We start from the raw sequence: 16,337 nt of genomic DNA, 5'->3' as shown, positions 1-16,337 counted from the left end.
ACTATCCCCTCAGGCTACACACCGACGAGCTTCGGCGACTCGAGGACGTGATCGACGATGCCGTACTCCCTGGCTTCCTGTGCCGACATGAAGTAATCCCGCTCGGTATCGCGCTTGACGCGCTCGAACGACTGCCCGGTATGGAAGGCGAGCAACTCGGTGAGCTTGGTCGTCAGCGTGATCGTTTCCCTCGCCTGGATCTCGATATCCGGCACTGAGCCGCGGAAGCCCGACGTGCCCTGATGGATGAGCACACGAGAGTGTGGCAGCGCAAAGCGCTTCCCCTTGGCTCCGGCGGCCAGCAGTACCGCCGCCATGCTGGCCGCGATACCGATGCAGTACGTCGCGACATCTGGCTCGATCATCTGGATCGTGTCGTAGATAGCGAGTCCCGCATAGACCAGCCCGCCTGGGCTATTGATGTACAGCTTGATATCCTGCTCCGGACTCTCATGGGCCAGGAACAGAAGTTGAGCGATGATCGCGTTCGCCACCTGGTCGTCGATCGGCGTCCCGAGGAAGACGATCCGGTCGCGCAGCAGGCGGGAATAGATGTCGTAGGCGCGCTCGCCCCGGCTGGTTGTCTCAATCACCATCGGAATGAGGTTCTGCGGTGTTCGGTACCACTCCATGGTTAGGTGCCTCCTGGTCAGCATGCTTCCACACGCGTCTCGAAAAGCCTCACTGCGTCTCCCGCGCTTCCTCCCGAGCGGTTACCGGTTCCTCAGTCTCCTCTTCCGGCTCGCCAGCGCTGGCAACGGTTTCCTCTTCTTCCGAGGCATCGGCAGGCTCCGCTGGCACCGATGCGATCATGTCAGCGGTGGGTCGGGTCTCCCCGTCTTCTCCTTCTACCTCTTCTACCTCCACCGCGGTCTCCTCCGCCTCGAGCAGGCGGGCCGCCTCGCCGAGAACGGCGCCACGCCCCTCGGTCACGATCTCGATGAGCCGCTCGGTCACCTTGCGAGTCTGCAGCTCATCACCGATTAGGTCGCGGAAGTACGGGGAGCCGTAGATCGAGCGCATCTGCTCGGGGTTTTCACTGGCCGAGCTCAGGCGTTCGATCTCCTGGACGAGGTCCTCCTCTGAGACTTCGATGCCTTCGATCTTCGCAAAGGTCTCGAGCACCAGGGACTGCCGCAGCCGCTGCTCGGCCCCAGGACGTAGTTCCGCTTTCAGATCCTCGAGCGACTTCTGGCTGAGGCGGAGGTACTCTTCGAGGCTCGAGCCCTGCTGCCGCAAATCCTCCCGCAGTCGCTCGATCTGGAGCTCTACCTGGCGCTCGACCAAGGCCGGGGGCACTTCGACTGTGGCTTGCTCAGTCACTTTCTCCACAGCTTCGTTCAGTACCTCGCTCCGGGCAGCCAGCGCCTTCTGGCGGAGCAGATCGTCGCGGATGCGCTGGCGCAGCTCGTCGAGGGTCTGGAAGTCGCCGACCGAGCGCGCGAACTCGTCGTCCAGCTCGGGCAGCTCGCGCTCCTTGACTTCGCGCAGCGTGACCTTGTAGTGGAGCGTCTTGCCGCGCAGATCGGGGTTTACCCGCTCGTCGTCCTCAGCAAAGGCGATGTCGAACTCGGCGCTCTCGCCGGGCAGCAGATTGCGGATCGCCTCCTCGATCTGCGGGAAGAGTGAACTCTCGCCCAGCACGAAGGGCATGCCTTCCAGCGGGGACTGGAACGGCTCATCACCCTCGAACGCCTGAAGATCGATCGTCACCTGGTCGCCGCTCGTTGGGTGTCGCGGTTGCTCCGGCTCGACCCAGACGCTCTGCGATTTCCGCAGGTCTTCGATCACCTGGTCGATCTCGTCATCGGTTACGCTGACCTCCCGCGGCTCGACCCGCACCGATCGATAATCGTTCAACTCGACGCGCGGGTAGACCTGGACCTCGACCCGGAAGGCCAGTGGCTCGTCCTGGTAGACCTCGACGACCGGCTCCGATACCGGCGTCAAGTCTTCCTGCTCGAGGGCCTTGCGGTAGAGCTGGTCCATTAACTCGTGGTGAGCCTCGTGGACGATCACCTCGCGCCCGAGCCGCCGCTCCACGAGGGCTCGCGGCGCGCGGCCTGGGCGAAAGCCGGGGATCGCGACCTGCTGGTTGATGCGCCGAAACGCGCGCTCGAATGCCCGCTCGAACTCCTCAGGGTCGGCGGCGATATCCAAGCGCACGGCACTCTGCGGCAGTCGTTCGACCGTAACCTTCACCCGTCCTCACCCTGTCCCACTGATCCGTACCGTGTCACGGCCTCGACGACGCCCCGGGCACCTCTCGTTCGCGGCGCCCCGTATGCGTCGTGCCATACCGGACCGCTGCTCAGGAATTGTGCCATCCCGGTCTAGGGTAACGCCATGCGGTTGAGCTTCCCCCGGCTCGATCGCCGGGCTTCTCCCGGCGCCGCACACGTTCCGCATCCAGGATGGCCTTCTGCCACGCTAATCCTACCCCGCGGGCGATGCCTCTACCAAGCTCCGGGGTGAGAGGTGGTATCGTTACTCGTGCCAGGAACCGGACCGCACAGGGATCGCGCCGCTCATGACCGAGCACAGTCTACATCACCGCCGGGACGGCCAGTCCGTGCTGATGAAGCACGGGCCGGTACACCGTCGCCAGATTCTGCGATGGCTCGCTGATGCGCCGATCACCGACTGCCAGTTGCTTCCTTGGGGCTCGAACTACACGTTCGCTGTCATGCTCGAGCCGGCAGGCGCCGAGCCGCTGGTAGCGGTCTACAAACCGCGTCGCGGCGAGGTGCCGCTGTGGGATTTCCCCTCGGGCACGCTGTACAAGCGCGAGTACGCCTCGTATGTGCTCAGCCGCGCTATGGGCTGGTACTTCATCCCACCGACAGTCATTCGGGATGGCCCACACGGGATCGGGACGATTCAGCTCTACATCGAGCCCGATGAGATGCCATTGCGCGGGCTAGCCGGGCAGCGCTGCCGGGAACAGGAGTTACGCCAGATCGCGCTGTTCGACCTGATCACGAATAACGCCGACCGCAAGGCGAGTCACTACTTCATCGGCCGCTACGACCGGCGGGTATGGGGGATCGACCACGGCCTTACGTTCCACGTCGATCCCAAGCTGCGGACTGTTCTCTGGGACTTCTGCGGGGAGATCATCGGCCCCGAGCTCCTTGCCCCACTCCGGCACGCCCTCCGCCACCGGACGCTCCTGGAGCGGTTGCTCCGCCCCTATCTGGCTTCGGCCGAACTGGAGCGGCTGTGGCAGCGGATCCGGAACGTGTGCGACAGACCGATCTTCCCCCTCCTCAACCCCCGTCGCAACATCCCGTACGGCTGGTAGCACACCAGGTGCCGCGGGCTACGTGATCAAATCATTCGTACCGGGGCGCGTACGAGCAAACTGCTTGACCGCAGCGCGGGCTTGGTCTTATGATACGCATTGAGAGCGCTGTTTAACCTCGCTTCGTTCCGCAGTCGATCAGCATGGGTGGCGGTGTATGGGAACTCTTCGCGAGGTGAGCCCGGCAAGGAGCGCCACCGTGGGATCAGTGCACGCCTGAGCCAGGCGGCCGTCTCTTCCGATTCGCCGGGAGATGGCCGCCCGGTCCATTGACACGCGGACGAGTCGGGATACAGGAAAGGAGCGGGAGTGAAAATCAGCGGTAGCTACACCATGAGCGCGCCACGCCAGGTCGTCTGGGATCGGCTCATCGATCCGCAGGCGATTGCAGGATGCCTGCCTGGCGTCGAGAAGCTCAACCAGGTCGGCCAGGACGAGTACGAGATGTCGATGACCGTGGGGATCGGCCCGGTTCGGGGTACCTACGACGGCAAGGTGCGCCTGATCAACATGCGGCCGCCGGAGGAGTACCAGATGCAGGTCGAGGGGAGCGGCCGGCCAGGCTTCGTGCGGGGCACCGGGACGATCCGTCTCGCTGAAGGTCCCGACAGCACGACGCAGATCACCTACGAGGGCGATGTCGAAGTCGGCGGGCCAGTCGCTGGCGTCGCCCAGCGGATGCTCGGCGGCGTGGCCAAGCGAATGGTGGAGCAGTTCTTCTCCTGCATCGAGAAGCAGATCGCCGGCGGTTGAGTCCTATTGCGGTCAACGAGCGCGTTGAGCGAGGTCGAGCACGGAAGGGAGGGTCCGATGCAGATCACGGTGAAGGTGAACGGCGTCAGCCATACCCACGATGTCGAGCCCCGAATGCTGCTGGTTCACTACCTCCGCGATGTCCTCAACCTGACGGGGACACATATCGGCTGTGATACCAGCCAGTGCGGAGCCTGCACCATCCTGATGAACGGGAAGGCAGTCAAGTCCTGCACTGTCTTCGCGGTCCAGGCCGACGGGGCCGAGATCACGACGATCGAGGGCCTCGCTCGCGACGGGCAGCTGCACCCGGTCCAGGAGGGCTTCTGGGAGATGCACGGGCTCCAGTGCGGCTACTGCACACCCGGCATGATCATGACCGCGGTGGACCTGCTGCAGCGCATCCCGAACCCCAGTGAGGAGCAGATCCGGCACTACCTCGAGGGTAATCTCTGCCGCTGCACGGGGTATCAGAACATCGTCCGAGCCGTGCAGTATGCAGCGGAGAAGATGCGCGCCTGAAGCCGCCCGGCCGGGCGTTGACCGAGTTGAGGACGGCAGCCGGTTCGCGACATCGCGAAGGAGGAAACTATGGCTGTCACCAAGCTGTTCGGCGCCTCAGTCAAGCGGCGGGAAGACCCCCGGTTGATCACTGGGCGTGGCAATTTCACCGATCACATCAAGCTCCCCGGCACGCTCTTCATGGCCCTCAAGCGCAGCCCGCACGCCCACGCCCGTATCGTTCGCATCGATACCAGCAAGGCCCGCGCGATGCCGGGCGTGGTCGCCGTCTACACGGGACAGGACCTGGTCGACAAGCTGGCACCCGTACCCTGCGCCTGGCTGGTCCCTGACAGCGACCTCAAGGTTCCGACGTACCGTGCGCTGGCGGTGGACAAGGTCCGCTACGTCGGCGACGCGGTGGCGGCGGTCGTGGCCGAGAACCGGTACATCGCCGAGGACGCGGCCGAGGCCATCGAAGTGGAGTACGAGGTGCTCCCGGCGGTGGTCGACCAGGAGAAGGCCACCCAGGAGGGCGCACCCCAGCTCTACGACGATGTGCCGAACAACATCGCCTTCCACTGGAAGCTCCACGCCGGGGACTTCGACTCCGCCTGGAACCAGGCCGAGGTCAAGCTCACTCGGCGCTTCATCAACCACCGGTTAATCCCGAGCGCGATGGAGCCGCGCGGCGCGCTGGCCTACTTCAACCCCGGCACCGGTGACCTGACGATCTGGTGCACCAGCCAGAACCCGCATGTGCACCGCCTGCTGCTGTCGGCCGTCACCGGCATCCCGGAGACGCGCATCCGTGTGATCGCGACCGACGTCGGTGGCGGATTCGGGAGCAAGATCCCGATGTACGCCGGCGAGATGCTGGCCAGTGCGATCTCCCGCGATCTGGGCCGGCCGATCAAGTGGTTCGAGAGCCGGCGCGAGAATTACGTCGCAACCATCCACGGTCGCGACCACATCCAGTACGTCGATGTCGCGGCTACGCGGGACGGCAAGATCACGGGCATCCGGGTGAAGTCGTATGCGAATCTCGGTGCCTATCTCTCGACCGCATCTCCCGGCGTGCCCACCTGGCTCTTCGGTTTGATGCTCTGCGGCGCCTACACGATCCCGGTTGTTCACGTGGACGTCTACGGCGTGGTCACCAACACGACGCCGACCGACGCCTATCGCGGCGCTGGCCGGCCCGAGGCGACCTACCTGCTCGAGCGCGTGATGGACCTGCTCGCGCGTGAGCTGCGCATGGATCCGGCCGAAATCCGCCGCAAGAACTTCATCCCCAAGGAGCAATTCCCCTACACCACGGCGACCGGCCTCCAGTACGACAGCGGGGACTACGAGGCCACCCTCGATCGGGCACTAGAGCTGGTGAATTATCAGCAGCTCCGCCGTGAGCAGGAGGAACTGCGCGCGCAGGGTCGTTACCTGGGCATCGGGTTCTCGACCTACGTCGAGGTCTGTGGCCTTGCGCCCTCGGCAGCGGCCGGCGCGATGGGCTTTCAGGGCGGTCTCTGGGAGAGCGCGACTGTCCGAGTTCACCCGAGCGGAAAGGTCTCGGTCTTCACCGGGTCGAACCCGCACGGCCAGGGCGAAGAGACCACCTTCGCCCAGCTCGTGGCCGACGAGCTGGGGGTCCCGATCGACGACGTAGAGATCGTCCACGGCGACACCGAGATGATCCCCTTCGGCATGGGCACCTACGGTAGCCGGAGCCTGGCCGTCGGTGGCACGGCCGTGATCATGGCCACCCGCAAGATCAAGGACAAGGCAACCAAGATCGCCGCGCATCTACTGGAAGTCGCACCGGAGGACGTCGCCTTCGAGAACGGGCGCTTCTTCGTCAAGGGCGCGCCCGACCGGGCCAAGACATTCCAGGAGGTCGCCGGAGCAGCCTACCTTGCCTGGAGCATGCCGGAAGGGGTAACACCCGGGCTCGAGGAGACCCACTTCCACGACCCGATCAACAATACGTTCCCGTTCGGGTGCCACATCTGCGTGGTCGAGGTCGATCCCGACACGGGTCGAGTGTCCTTCCGCAAGTACGTGGCAGTCGACGATGTCGGTAACGTCGTGAACCCGATGATCGTCGACGGGCAGGTGCATGGCGGTATCGCCCAGGGACTGGCCCAGGCGGTCTACGAGTTCGCCGCCTACGACGAGAGCGGGCAGCTCCTGACCGCTACCATGATGGACTACGCCATTCCCAAGGCCACCATGCTCCCGCGGTTCGATGTCGATCGCACGGTGACGCCGACACCGGTCAACCCGATGGGCGCGAAGGGCGCCGGAGAGACCGGAACGATCGCCTCGACGCCGGCCGTTGCCAATGCGATCATCGATGCCCTCAGCCCGCTCGGCATCGACCATATCGACATCCCGCTGACGCCCGAGCGGATCTGGCGGGCTGTTCAGGAGCGGAGGGGCTAGCCCACGCGGGGATCGAGCCAATGGCCTCGCGCTCCAACCGGGGAGCGCGAGTGATCGGTTGCCAGGAGTGGAAGGGGAACTGAGCGATGTATCCGAGTGCGTTCGAATATTACCGGCCATCGTCGGTCAGCGAGGTTGTCCAGTTGCTCAGCCAGAATCCGGATGCCAAGCTGCTCGCCGGCGGGCACAGCCTGGTGCCAGCGATGAAGCTGCGGCTCTCGTCGCCGGCCGCGCTGATCGACATTACGCGGATTCCCGAGCTGTCCGGCATCCGCGACGCGGGTGACCGGGTAGTCATCGGGGCAACGACGACCTACGACGAGGTCATGCGCTCGGAGCTGGTCCAGCGCACGCTGCCGATCCTGCCGGAGGCGATCGATGTCATCGGCGATCTCCAGGTACGTAACCTGGGCACCATCGGCGGCTCGCTGGCCCATGCCGATCCGGCGGCCGACCTGCCTGCGGTGATGCTGGCGCTCGGGGCCGAGCTCAAGGCCGTCGGTCCCAGCGGCGAGCGCACCATCCCGGCCGATGAGTTCTTCGTGGACCTCTTCACCACTGCTCTCCAGCCGAACGAGGTCCTGACCGAGATCGCTATCCCCAAGCCGTCCGGCCGCACTGGCATGGCATATGAGAAGTTCGCGAACCCGGCATCCGGGTACGCGGTGGTCGGAGCAGCGGCAGTCGTCACGCTCGGTGACGACGGGCGAGTGTCGGCCGCGCGCGTGGCGGTGACTGGAGCTGGCCCCTATGCCGTGCGCCGGACGGAGACCGAGCAGGCACTAATCGGGCAGGAGCCGACGACTGAGGTCATCAAGCAGGCCAGCCAGCGCGCGAGCGAGGGCATGACGTTCAACAGCGATGTGTTCGCGTCGGAAGAGTACCGCGCGCACCTGACGCGCGTCTTCGTGGGCCGAGCCATCGCTAAGGCCGCTCAGCGCGCCCGCGGCTGATTCCAGCGCGGCCAGGTCTCCGCAGACCGGGGCGGATCGTCCCCCCGGTCTGCTGTTGCCAGGAGGGCATGAGATCGGGCCACCGGATCGCGCTGTCGGGCAGGCGCAGATTTGATACAATTCGTATCAGGTTGTACGGGAGTTTGAGCAGGTCGAGGTGAGGGGTGACGACAACGACAGCGCTCAATACGGTCGAAGACGTCCAGCAGGCGATGGCTCAGCATCGGTATGTCTGCGAGAAGAGCCTCGCCACGGCGATCTATCTCGGGCTCAAGTTGCCCAAGCCGCTGCTTCTGGAAGGTGAGGCCGGTGTCGGCAAGACCGAGGTCGCGAAGGTCCTGGCGGCCATGCTCGACACCGACTTGATCCGGCTCCAGTGTTACGAGGGACTGGACGTCAGCCACGCGGTCTACGAGTGGAACTACCCACGCCAGATGCTGGCGATCCGCCTGCTCGAGGATCAGCAGGTCGGCTGGAATGTGGCCATGCAGGAGATCTTCAGCGAAGAGTTCCTCATCGAGCGGCCACTTCTCCAGGCGATCCGCCATCGAGGCAAGCCCCCGGTGCTGTTGATCGATGAGATCGACCGGGCCGACGAGGAGTTCGAGGCCTTCCTGCTCGAGCTGCTCTCGGACTTCCAGATCACGATCCCCGAGATCGGGACGATCCGGGCCGAGCACCCGCCGTACGTCATCATCACCTCGAACCGTACGCGCGAGCTGCACGACGCGCTCAAGCGGCGATGTCTCTACCACTGGATCGACTACCCGTCGCTGGAGAAGGAGTTCCAGATCCTCACCGTGAAGCTGCCCGGGATCTCCGAGCGGTTGGCACTCCAGGTCGCTCGGTTCATCCAGGCGCTCCGCCAGGAGGATCTGTACAAGCTCCCGGGCGTCGCCGAAACGCTCGACTGGGCCGCTGCCCTCCTCGCGCTCAACCAGCAGGAGCTCAGCCTCGAGATCGCCTCGGCGACACTGGGCGCGATCCTGAAGCATCAGGAAGACTTGCAGTTCGTACGGAAGCGCAAGCTCGAGGATCTGGTCAGTACTGCAGTCGCTGAGAACTAGCTGGTAGCCATGACGACGGCGACGAACTTCGCACAGCGCACACTGACGTTCGCCCGGCTCCTGCGGCGAGCCGGGGTGAAGACCACTACCGGCCAGGCCATGGACTTCGTCCGCGCGATCGAGCATATCGATGTCGGTAGCCGGGAGGAGTTCCGCGAGGCGGCGCGTGCGTGCCTGATCACGCACAAGGAAGACATCCCGGTCTTCGAGCAGCTCTTCGACGCCTTCTGGCGAGCCAAGCCGGAGTACGTCGATGGATCGCTCCAGAGCGGCCAGCCCGACGACGTGGTCAAGCTCGCCCCGGAAGAGAGCGAGGAGGGCGAGGGCGAGGCCGACGGTCGCGCGCTCGAGGGTATCCAGGGACGCCGCCTCGAGTTCGTCGAGACGCTCGACGAGGGGGAGGGTGAGGAGTCCGAGGAAGGCGTAGGCTCGGAAGCATTCAGCTACAGCGCCGCCGAGGTGCTACGCGAGAAGGACTTCGCCGACCTGACCGAAGAGGAGCTGCAGCAGACCCGGCACCTGATGGAGCAGCTCACTTGGCAGATCGGGCAGCGGCGCTCACGCCGAAAGGTAGCGTCGCCCAAGGGCCGGTTCATCGACCCGCGGCGCACGATGCGTCGCTCGCTCCAGACCGGCGGCGTGCCGCTGACTATCTCCCGGCGCCAGACCAAGACCAAGCCGCGCCAGCTCGTCGTCATCTGCGACGTCAGCGGCTCGATGGATCGCTACTCGCGCATCTTGTTGCAGTTCATCTATGCCGTCGAGAACGGCATGGCCAAAGTCGAGTCGTTCGTCTTCGGCACCCGGCTGACGCGCATCACCCGGCTGCTCAAGCACCGCTCGATCGACGAGGCCATGGAGCGAGTCGCGCGCGAGGTGCAGGACTGGTCGGGCGGCACCCGGATCGGGCAGTCGCTGCAGACGTTCAACACCCAGTGGGCGCGGCGCGTCCTGCGGAACGGCGCGGTGGTGTTGATCATCAGCGACGGCTGGGATCGCGGCGATCCCGAGCTCCTAGCCCGCGAGATGGCCCGGCTCCAGCGGAGCAGCTACCGCTTGATCTGGCTCAACCCGCTGCTCGGCTCGCCGCGCTACGAGCCGCTGACCCGCGGCATGCAGGCAGCGCTACCCTTTATCGACGACTTTATGCCGGTGCACAACCTCGCTAGCCTGGAGGCGCTCGCCAGGCATTTGAGCACGATCGACGATTACCGGCCGGTGCGGCGCCAGCACCCGGTGTTGCCAGCGCCGGTCGAAAGCAGCCGCGTGGCGTAACGGCCCGGAGGGAGACCGATGCGCGATATTCTACCCGAGATCGAACAGTGGATGGCCGAGGGCGAGGAGATCGCCCTGGCCACAGTTGTCCGGACTGCCGGCTCCGCTCCGCGCCCAGTAGGCGCGAAGATGGCCGTGACCAGGAGCGGCCGCATGGCCGGCTCGGTCAGCGGGGGCTGCGTCGAAGGCGCGGTCTTCGAGCTCGCGCAACAGGTGCTCGAGAGCGGCCGGCCGCAGCTCGTCCAGTACGGGATCAGTGACGAGATGGCCTGGGACGTCGGCCTGAGCTGCGGAGGCATCATCGACGTGTTCGTCGAGCCACTGGTGAGGCGAGGATGAGCAAGCTGTTCAACGCGCTGCGCGAAGCCATCGCGCGCGAGGACGCGGTCGCGCAGGCCACGCTGGTGCGCGGTGAGCCATTGGGCGCCAAGCTGCTGATCTATGAAGACGGCCGGATACTCGGCACGCTGGGGCATCCCGAGCTCGACGAGGCCGTAGCTGCTGACGCTCGCGCGCTGCTCCCCCAGGGGAAGATCGAGACGCGCTCGTACCAGCTCGCCAGCGGCGAGGAGGTCGACGTCTACATCGAGAGCTTCCTGCCGCCTCGACGCCTGGTAGTGATCGGCGCCGTCCACATTGCGATCCCCCTCGTCGCGATGGCGAGAGAACTCGGATACCGCACGACCGTCATCGATGCCAGGGAATTCTTCGCGACGCGCGAGCGCTTCCCGCACGCCGACGAGCTGATCGTCGCCTGGCCGGACGAGGCGCTGGCCCAGGTGCCGCTCGGCCCGCAGACGGACATCGTCGTGCTCGCGCACGACGAGAAGTTCGAAGACCCGGCGCTCCAGGTCGCATTGCGGTCGCGTGCGGGCTACATCGGGGCGATCGGCAGCCGGAAGACCAGCGAGGCCCGGGCCGAGCGACTGCGCCAGGCCGGGTTCAGCGATGAAGACATCGCCCGGATCCACGGCCCGATCGGCATCGACATCGGCGCTCGCACACCGGCCGAGATAGCCGTCAGCATCCTGGCGGAGATCATCGCCGTGCGCAGTGGCCGCGATCCCCGGGGGGCTGGCTCCGGCCTGCTCCCTGCCAAGGCGACCGCCGGCAACGACTAGGCTATGGGGCGGGTGGCTGGCGTTATCCTCGCGGCTGGCGCCTCGCGTCGCCTCGGCCAGCCTAAACAACTCCTTCCCCTCAGGGGACAGCCGGTCTTGGCCCACACGGTCGCAGTAGCTCGGCGAACCAAGCTCGACCCGGTGCTCGTCGTCCTAGGCCACGCAGCGAACCAGATTCGCCGGCAGGTCGACCTCACGAACCTGACCGTGATCGAGAACCCGGACTACGCCGAAGGGTTGAGCACGTCGGTTCGCCTCGCGCTGCGACACCTCCCGGGTGACGTCGAGGCAATCGTCTTCCTGCTCGGCGACCAGCCACTGGTCGAGCCGGCCGTCGTCGACCGGCTCATCGAGGCCTTCTGCGAACGCCGGGCGCCGATCGTCCAGCCACGCTACGCCGAGGGGCGCGGCAACCCGGTGCTCATCGCCCGGGCGCTCTTCCCCGAGCTGGAGCGCCTGACCGGAGACACCGGAGCTCGCCCGCTGCTCGAGCGTCATGCCGACGAGGTGCTCCTCGTCGACGTCCGCGCGCACCGGCGGCCGGCTGACCTCGACACCTGGGAAGACTACGAGCGGCTCCAGGCCGAGTTCGAGCGTGCACGCAGGGGAGACACAGGCCGATGAGCCTGAGCTTCGACGACTCGATCCGCTTCTGCCCGCACTGCGGCCGTCCTATTCAGCGCCGTCACGTCGCCGGCCGGCTGCGACCCCATTGCCCTGACTGCCAGGTCACCTTCTTCGCTGACCCGAAGCTCGCCGTGGCAGTGCTCATCGTCCAGCAGGGCAAGGTCGTGCTCCAGCGACGCACCATCGATCCCGGGCTCGGGCGCTGGACGTTTCCGTCCGGGTTCGTCGAGCGCGGCGAGCGCGTCGAAGACGCGGCTCTGCGCGAGGTGCGCGAAGAGGTCGGGCTGGAGGTGAAACTGACCCGGCTGCTCGGCCTCTACTCGACACCGGGGCACCCCGTGGTGCTGGCGGTCTATCTCGCCGAGCCAATCGGCGGTCGGCTCGCCGCGGGCGACGAGACCGACGACGTCGCGCTCTTCGCGGCCGACGAGCTGCCAGAGCTAGCGTTCGAGCACGACGAGGAGATCATCCGGGCCTGGTTGAGCGAGACTGGCCAACCGCCGTGACGTTTGTGGCAGCTCGACCAGCTCGGCGCATCGACGCGATACCCGCTCTACGGTGGTAGTGGCTCAGGGAAGGGATGGAGCCATGTCGACGTCCGGCAACACCAGGTACATCGGCCGTCCGCTGCGCCGGCTCGGCGACGATCGGCTCATCACCGGTACCGCAGCATTTCTCGACGACATCAGGGTCCCCGGGCTACTGCACCTGGCGCTCGTGCGGAGCCCGCTTGCCCACGCGCTCATTCGCGACGTGGATTCCGCTACCGCATTGGCCCTCCCCGGCGTCGTGGCCGTCGTGACCGGCCGCGAGCTCGCCTCCTGGGTCTCGCCCCTGTCCAGCCCGCCGGAGCTCCTGTCAGGCCGTCGTCTGGAGCGATACCCACTGGCAGTAGATCGCGCCCGGTTCGTCGGTGACCCGGTGGCTGCCGTCCTCGCCGTCGACCCCGTCGCGGCGCACGAGGCGGCTGAGCTGGTCACCGTGAGCTACGGGGAATTGCCGGCAGTCGTGGACGCCGAGCGTGCGCGGGAAGCGACGGCGCCGCTAGTGTATCCAGACTGGCCCGACAACGTCGCGTTCCGCTGGGAGGTCAGGCAGGGCGACCTCGAGGCGATGTTTCGCCAGGCCGACGTCACAGTCTCCCTGCGGCTGGTGAACCAAAGGATCTATGCCGCCTTCCTGGAGCCCCGCGGCGCGCTCGCTCGGCCCGACCGGGCGACCGGCGAGCTGACCGTCTGGGCTTCGACCCAGGCCCCCCACGGGCTGCGCAGCGGCCTTGCCACCGCCGTGGGCCTGCCCGAGCATCAGATCCGCGTCATCGTCCCGGAGGTCGGCGGGGCGTTCGGCTCCAAAGGCGGTGTCTATCCCGAGTACGTGCTGGTCGCCGCGCTCGCCTGGCAGCTCGGCCGGCCGGTGAAGTGGGTGGAGACACGCAGCGAGAGCCTGCTGGGAACCGTCCATGCCCGCGACCAGGTGCAGCGCGTCCGCGCAGCCTTCCGCCGGGACGGCACGCTCCTGGGACTCGACGTGCAGCTCCTCGCGAACCTGGGTGCCTACAACGCCGCCACGACTGCTCTGCGCACCGGCTTGCTCGCCGCCGGGCCGTACCGGGTGCCGGCACTGCATGTGCTGGTCGAGGGGATAATGACCAACTGCGCCCCGCTCGGCTCTTACCGGGGAGCCGGGCGGCCCGAAGCCGCCTACCTGCTCGAGCGGCTGATGGACGCCGCCGCCGCGGAGCTCGACCTCGATCCCGCCGAGATCCGTCGCCGCAACCTCCTGCGGGCCGATGAGTTCCCCTACCGCAGCCCGACCGGCGCTCAGTACGATAGCGGCGACTACCACCGGGCCCTCGATATCGCGCTCGACCGCTTCGGTTACGTCGAAGCGAGAGCGGCGCAGCAGCGGGCACGGGCGGAAGGCCGGATCCTCGGCATCGGCCTCGCCTGCTACTGCGAGTTCGCCGGGCCCGGTTGGGAGAGCGCGACCGTGCGGGTGCACCCCGACGGCGCCGTCAGCGTCTTCAGCGGCATCACGCCCAGTGGCCAGGGACACTCGACCGTGCTCGCGCAGATCGTCGCCGATGTCCTCGGTGTGGATCTGGAGCGCGTGCGCGTCCGGACCGGCGATACCGGCGCGATCCAGCAGGGCATCGGCACCTTCGGCAGCCGGAGCACGGCCGTCGGCGGCTCGGCCGCGTTCCTCGCGGCGCAGGACGTGCTGGCCAAGGCGCGGCAGCTCGCCGCGCACGCCCTGGAGGCGAGCCCGGACGACATCGAACTCCAGAACGGGGCCTTCCAGGTGCGCGGCGCTCCCGACCGTCGCGTGACCTGGCAGTCAGTCGCCCGGCTCGCGCACCGCTTCGACGGCCCGCCCGGAGGGTTGGAGCCGGGTCTGGAAGCGACGCGCTTCTTCGCGCCAGAGACCCGTACCGTCCCCTCTGGCGTCCACATCGCGATGATCGAAGTCGACCCTGAGACGGGCGAGATCGAGGTGCTCCGCTACCTAGCCGTCGACGACTGCGGCAACCAGGTGAACCCGCTCCTCGTCGAGGGGCAGATCCACGGCGCGGTCGCCCAGGGCATCGGGCAGGCGTTGCTGGAATGGGTTCCGTACAGCGAGAGCGGCCAGCCGCTGGCTCGCTCGTTCCTCGATTACGCCGTCCCGCGCGCCGCGCACGTGCCGGACGTCGAGACCGCCCACATCGAGACGCCCAGTCCCCTCAACCCGCTCGGCGCCAAGGGCGTGGGTGAGGCGGGCACGACCGCCGCTCCGCCGGCGATCGTCAACGCGGTGCTCGACGCGCTGCGGCCGCTCGGCGTGCGGCACCTCGACATGCCGCTCATCCCCGAGCGCGTCTGGCGCGCCATTCGCGAGGCACGCAGCGCGCCTGCATCGGCCTGACGCCGGCCCGGTGCTCGGCCCGAGGTTGCCGTGGGCGCAACCGAGCGGACGGGACGTCACCTCCTGGCCAGCGGGCCGACAATCTCTTCTCCACCACTCGCCCAGGTGCCAGGTGGCCATGGCGGTGAAAGATCCCGAGCGGCGTAGCGGCACCGCCCCCGCCGCCTTCACCCTGCCTGCGCTACCCCACTCCGGTGCCTTCCCACCTCCTCCGCCCTTCGGGCCCCCCTCTCCCGCATGGCGGGAGAGGGGGTAGGGGGTGCGAGCAAACCCAGAGGGCCCGGGATGATCCCCCGGGGCCTCTTCCCCGCGCGGGTTTGGATCAGGTGTACCTAGCCCATCCGTACGGCTCACGTTTCGATTACAGTGAAGGTCACCGTGTCGAGCAGGACGTCGACCCTTGGATCGAACTCCTCATCGCCGTCCGCGTCCCAGTAGACCTCGACATCGTACGTGTCGCCATACGTGTTGTCGCCTTCGCCGGCGTAAACCCAATCGCACACGTAGATGAGCGGCGAGACCGCCTGGTCGTTCGCGTCCGTGCTCGCCGCCGCCACCTCGTCATCGCTCGAGCAGCCGCCGAACGACGCGCTGGGCGTGGTGCTGGATGCCGGGTCGGCGTCGCGGATCACGAACAGCACCCGGATGCCCGCTGGTAGCACCGACGGGGACAGCGTCACCCGCACCAAGAGCTCGCCCTCGACGACGCCCTCGGCCACGCCGTCGAACCACACCTTGGTGACCGTGTCCCTCGCCCCGCTGGCCGGATGCGTCACCCTGATGGTGTCGCGGTAGTCGTTCAACTCCAGGCTGGACGGGTCGGCGTCCTGGTCGGTGTAGGAGCAGGTGGCCTGGCCGAGCGCGTTCGTAATGCCACACGTCGGCGTCACCCCGCTGTTCGGGCCCGGGTCGATGTCGACACTCAGGGTTTGCCCCGCGACCCCGTTGCCCGCCCCGTCCGTCAGCGTGCAGGTAAAGGTGTGCGGAGTTCTGGTGACGTTGTAGTCTGGCGTCGGCGCGCACGCGAGCACCCGTGCGAGGCCCAGCACCCACTCCTTGATCAGGGTGTCGGTCTCGCCCCCGTCGACCACCCCGTCGTCGTCCAGGTCGACCCACACCCGGATCGCGTCGGTGCCCAACGTGCCGTTCGGCCAGTAGGTGAACGCGAACTGGCCGTTGGCGTCCGTCGACCCGCAGTCGCCCACGCCCGCGTTCGGCCCCCTCACCACGTCGACGCACACGTCCACGCCCGCCAGCGGGTCCCCGAACTGGTCGTAGACCGTCACCGTCACCGTGTGGCTGCTGAAAACCGCATCGCCGTCATCATCGTCCGCCCACACTGTGACCGGGTTTTCCGCGAATCCCGGCTCGGCCTCGAAGCGGGTCGGCT

Annotated in this window: 14 protein-coding genes and 1 pseudogene; 12 read left to right on the top strand and 3 right to left on the bottom strand. The window is 67.0% G+C overall.

Annotated elements, in window-relative coordinates:
• Window positions 1-14: 14 nt before the first annotated feature.
• Window positions 15-632, bottom strand: a complete 618-nt coding sequence (locus tag NET02_RS06830) for an ATP-dependent Clp protease proteolytic subunit (protein WP_284056640.1) — start codon at window positions 630-632, stop codon at window positions 15-17.
• Window positions 633-681: 49 nt separating this feature from the next.
• Window positions 682-2,202: a trigger factor gene (gene tig / locus NET02_RS06825; RefSeq protein ID WP_284056639.1), complete on the bottom strand. Its 1,521-nt coding sequence runs from the start codon at window positions 2,200-2,202 to the stop codon at window positions 682-684.
• Window positions 2,203-2,530: 328 nt separating this feature from the next.
• Between tig and NET02_RS06820 the strand changes: the two genes are divergently transcribed.
• From NET02_RS06820 to NET02_RS06765, 12 genes are all read left to right on the top strand, one after another.
• Entirely contained in the window at window positions 2,531-3,304 is a 774-nt protein-coding gene (locus NET02_RS06820) for an SCO1664 family protein (RefSeq protein WP_284056638.1), read from the top strand.
• A gap of 309 nt (window positions 3,305-3,613) precedes the next feature.
• The gene (locus tag NET02_RS06815) at window positions 3,614-4,057 is read left to right on the top strand and encodes an SRPBCC family protein (protein WP_284056637.1); all 444 of its coding nucleotides are present in this window, start codon (window positions 3,614-3,616) and stop codon (window positions 4,055-4,057) included.
• Between the two features lie 57 nt (window positions 4,058-4,114).
• Window positions 4,115-4,579, top strand: a complete 465-nt coding sequence (locus NET02_RS06810) for a (2Fe-2S)-binding protein (protein ID WP_284056636.1) — start codon at window positions 4,115-4,117, stop codon at window positions 4,577-4,579.
• 69 nt (window positions 4,580-4,648) lie between these two features.
• Window positions 4,649-7,000, top strand: a complete 2,352-nt coding sequence (locus tag NET02_RS06805; protein WP_284056635.1) for a xanthine dehydrogenase family protein molybdopterin-binding subunit — start codon at window positions 4,649-4,651, stop codon at window positions 6,998-7,000.
• 86 nt (window positions 7,001-7,086) lie between these two features.
• Window positions 7,087-7,953: an FAD binding domain-containing protein gene (locus NET02_RS06800; protein ID WP_284056634.1), complete on the top strand. Its 867-nt coding sequence runs from the start codon at window positions 7,087-7,089 to the stop codon at window positions 7,951-7,953.
• Between the two features lie 212 nt (window positions 7,954-8,165).
• The gene (locus NET02_RS06795; protein WP_347711018.1) at window positions 8,166-9,020 is read left to right on the top strand and encodes an AAA family ATPase; all 855 of its coding nucleotides are present in this window, start codon (window positions 8,166-8,168) and stop codon (window positions 9,018-9,020) included.
• 9 nt (window positions 9,021-9,029) lie between these two features.
• On the top strand, window positions 9,030-10,295 hold the full coding sequence (locus NET02_RS06790; protein ID WP_284056632.1) for a vWA domain-containing protein: 1,266 nt from the start codon (window positions 9,030-9,032) through the stop codon (window positions 10,293-10,295).
• Window positions 10,296-10,313: 18 nt separating this feature from the next.
• Window positions 10,314-10,634 (top strand): XdhC family protein, encoded by a 321-nt coding sequence (locus NET02_RS06785; protein WP_284056631.1) that lies wholly within the window; start codon window positions 10,314-10,316, stop codon window positions 10,632-10,634.
• The gene (locus NET02_RS06780; protein ID WP_284056630.1) at window positions 10,631-11,416 is read left to right on the top strand and encodes an XdhC family protein; all 786 of its coding nucleotides are present in this window, start codon (window positions 10,631-10,633) and stop codon (window positions 11,414-11,416) included. Before NET02_RS06785 ends, NET02_RS06780 begins: the two co-directional genes overlap by 4 nt.
• A 3-nt stretch (window positions 11,417-11,419) precedes the next feature.
• A complete protein-coding gene (gene mocA / locus NET02_RS06775; RefSeq protein ID WP_284056629.1) occupies window positions 11,420-12,040 on the top strand; it encodes a molybdenum cofactor cytidylyltransferase in 621 nt (206 codons plus the stop codon).
• A complete protein-coding gene (locus NET02_RS06770) occupies window positions 12,037-12,549 on the top strand; it encodes an NUDIX domain-containing protein (RefSeq protein WP_284056628.1) in 513 nt (170 codons plus the stop codon). The genes mocA and NET02_RS06770 overlap by 4 nt, the downstream gene beginning before the upstream one ends.
• A gap of 82 nt (window positions 12,550-12,631) precedes the next feature.
• On the top strand, window positions 12,632-14,947 hold the full coding sequence (locus tag NET02_RS06765) for a xanthine dehydrogenase family protein molybdopterin-binding subunit (protein ID WP_284056627.1): 2,316 nt from the start codon (window positions 12,632-12,634) through the stop codon (window positions 14,945-14,947).
• Between the two features lie 350 nt (window positions 14,948-15,297).
• Here the strand turns inward: NET02_RS06765 and NET02_RS06760 are convergent.
• Window positions 15,298-16,337, bottom strand: a pseudogene (locus NET02_RS06760) (hypothetical protein); the annotation flags it as partial.

This window comes from Thermalbibacter longus (genome assembly GCF_023806485.1).
Lineage (GTDB): Bacteria > Chloroflexota > Chloroflexia > Thermomicrobiales > Thermomicrobiaceae > Thermalbibacter > Thermalbibacter longus.
The sequence above is the reverse complement of the archived record's forward strand: the minus strand, read 5'-3'. Positions and strand labels throughout refer to the sequence as shown.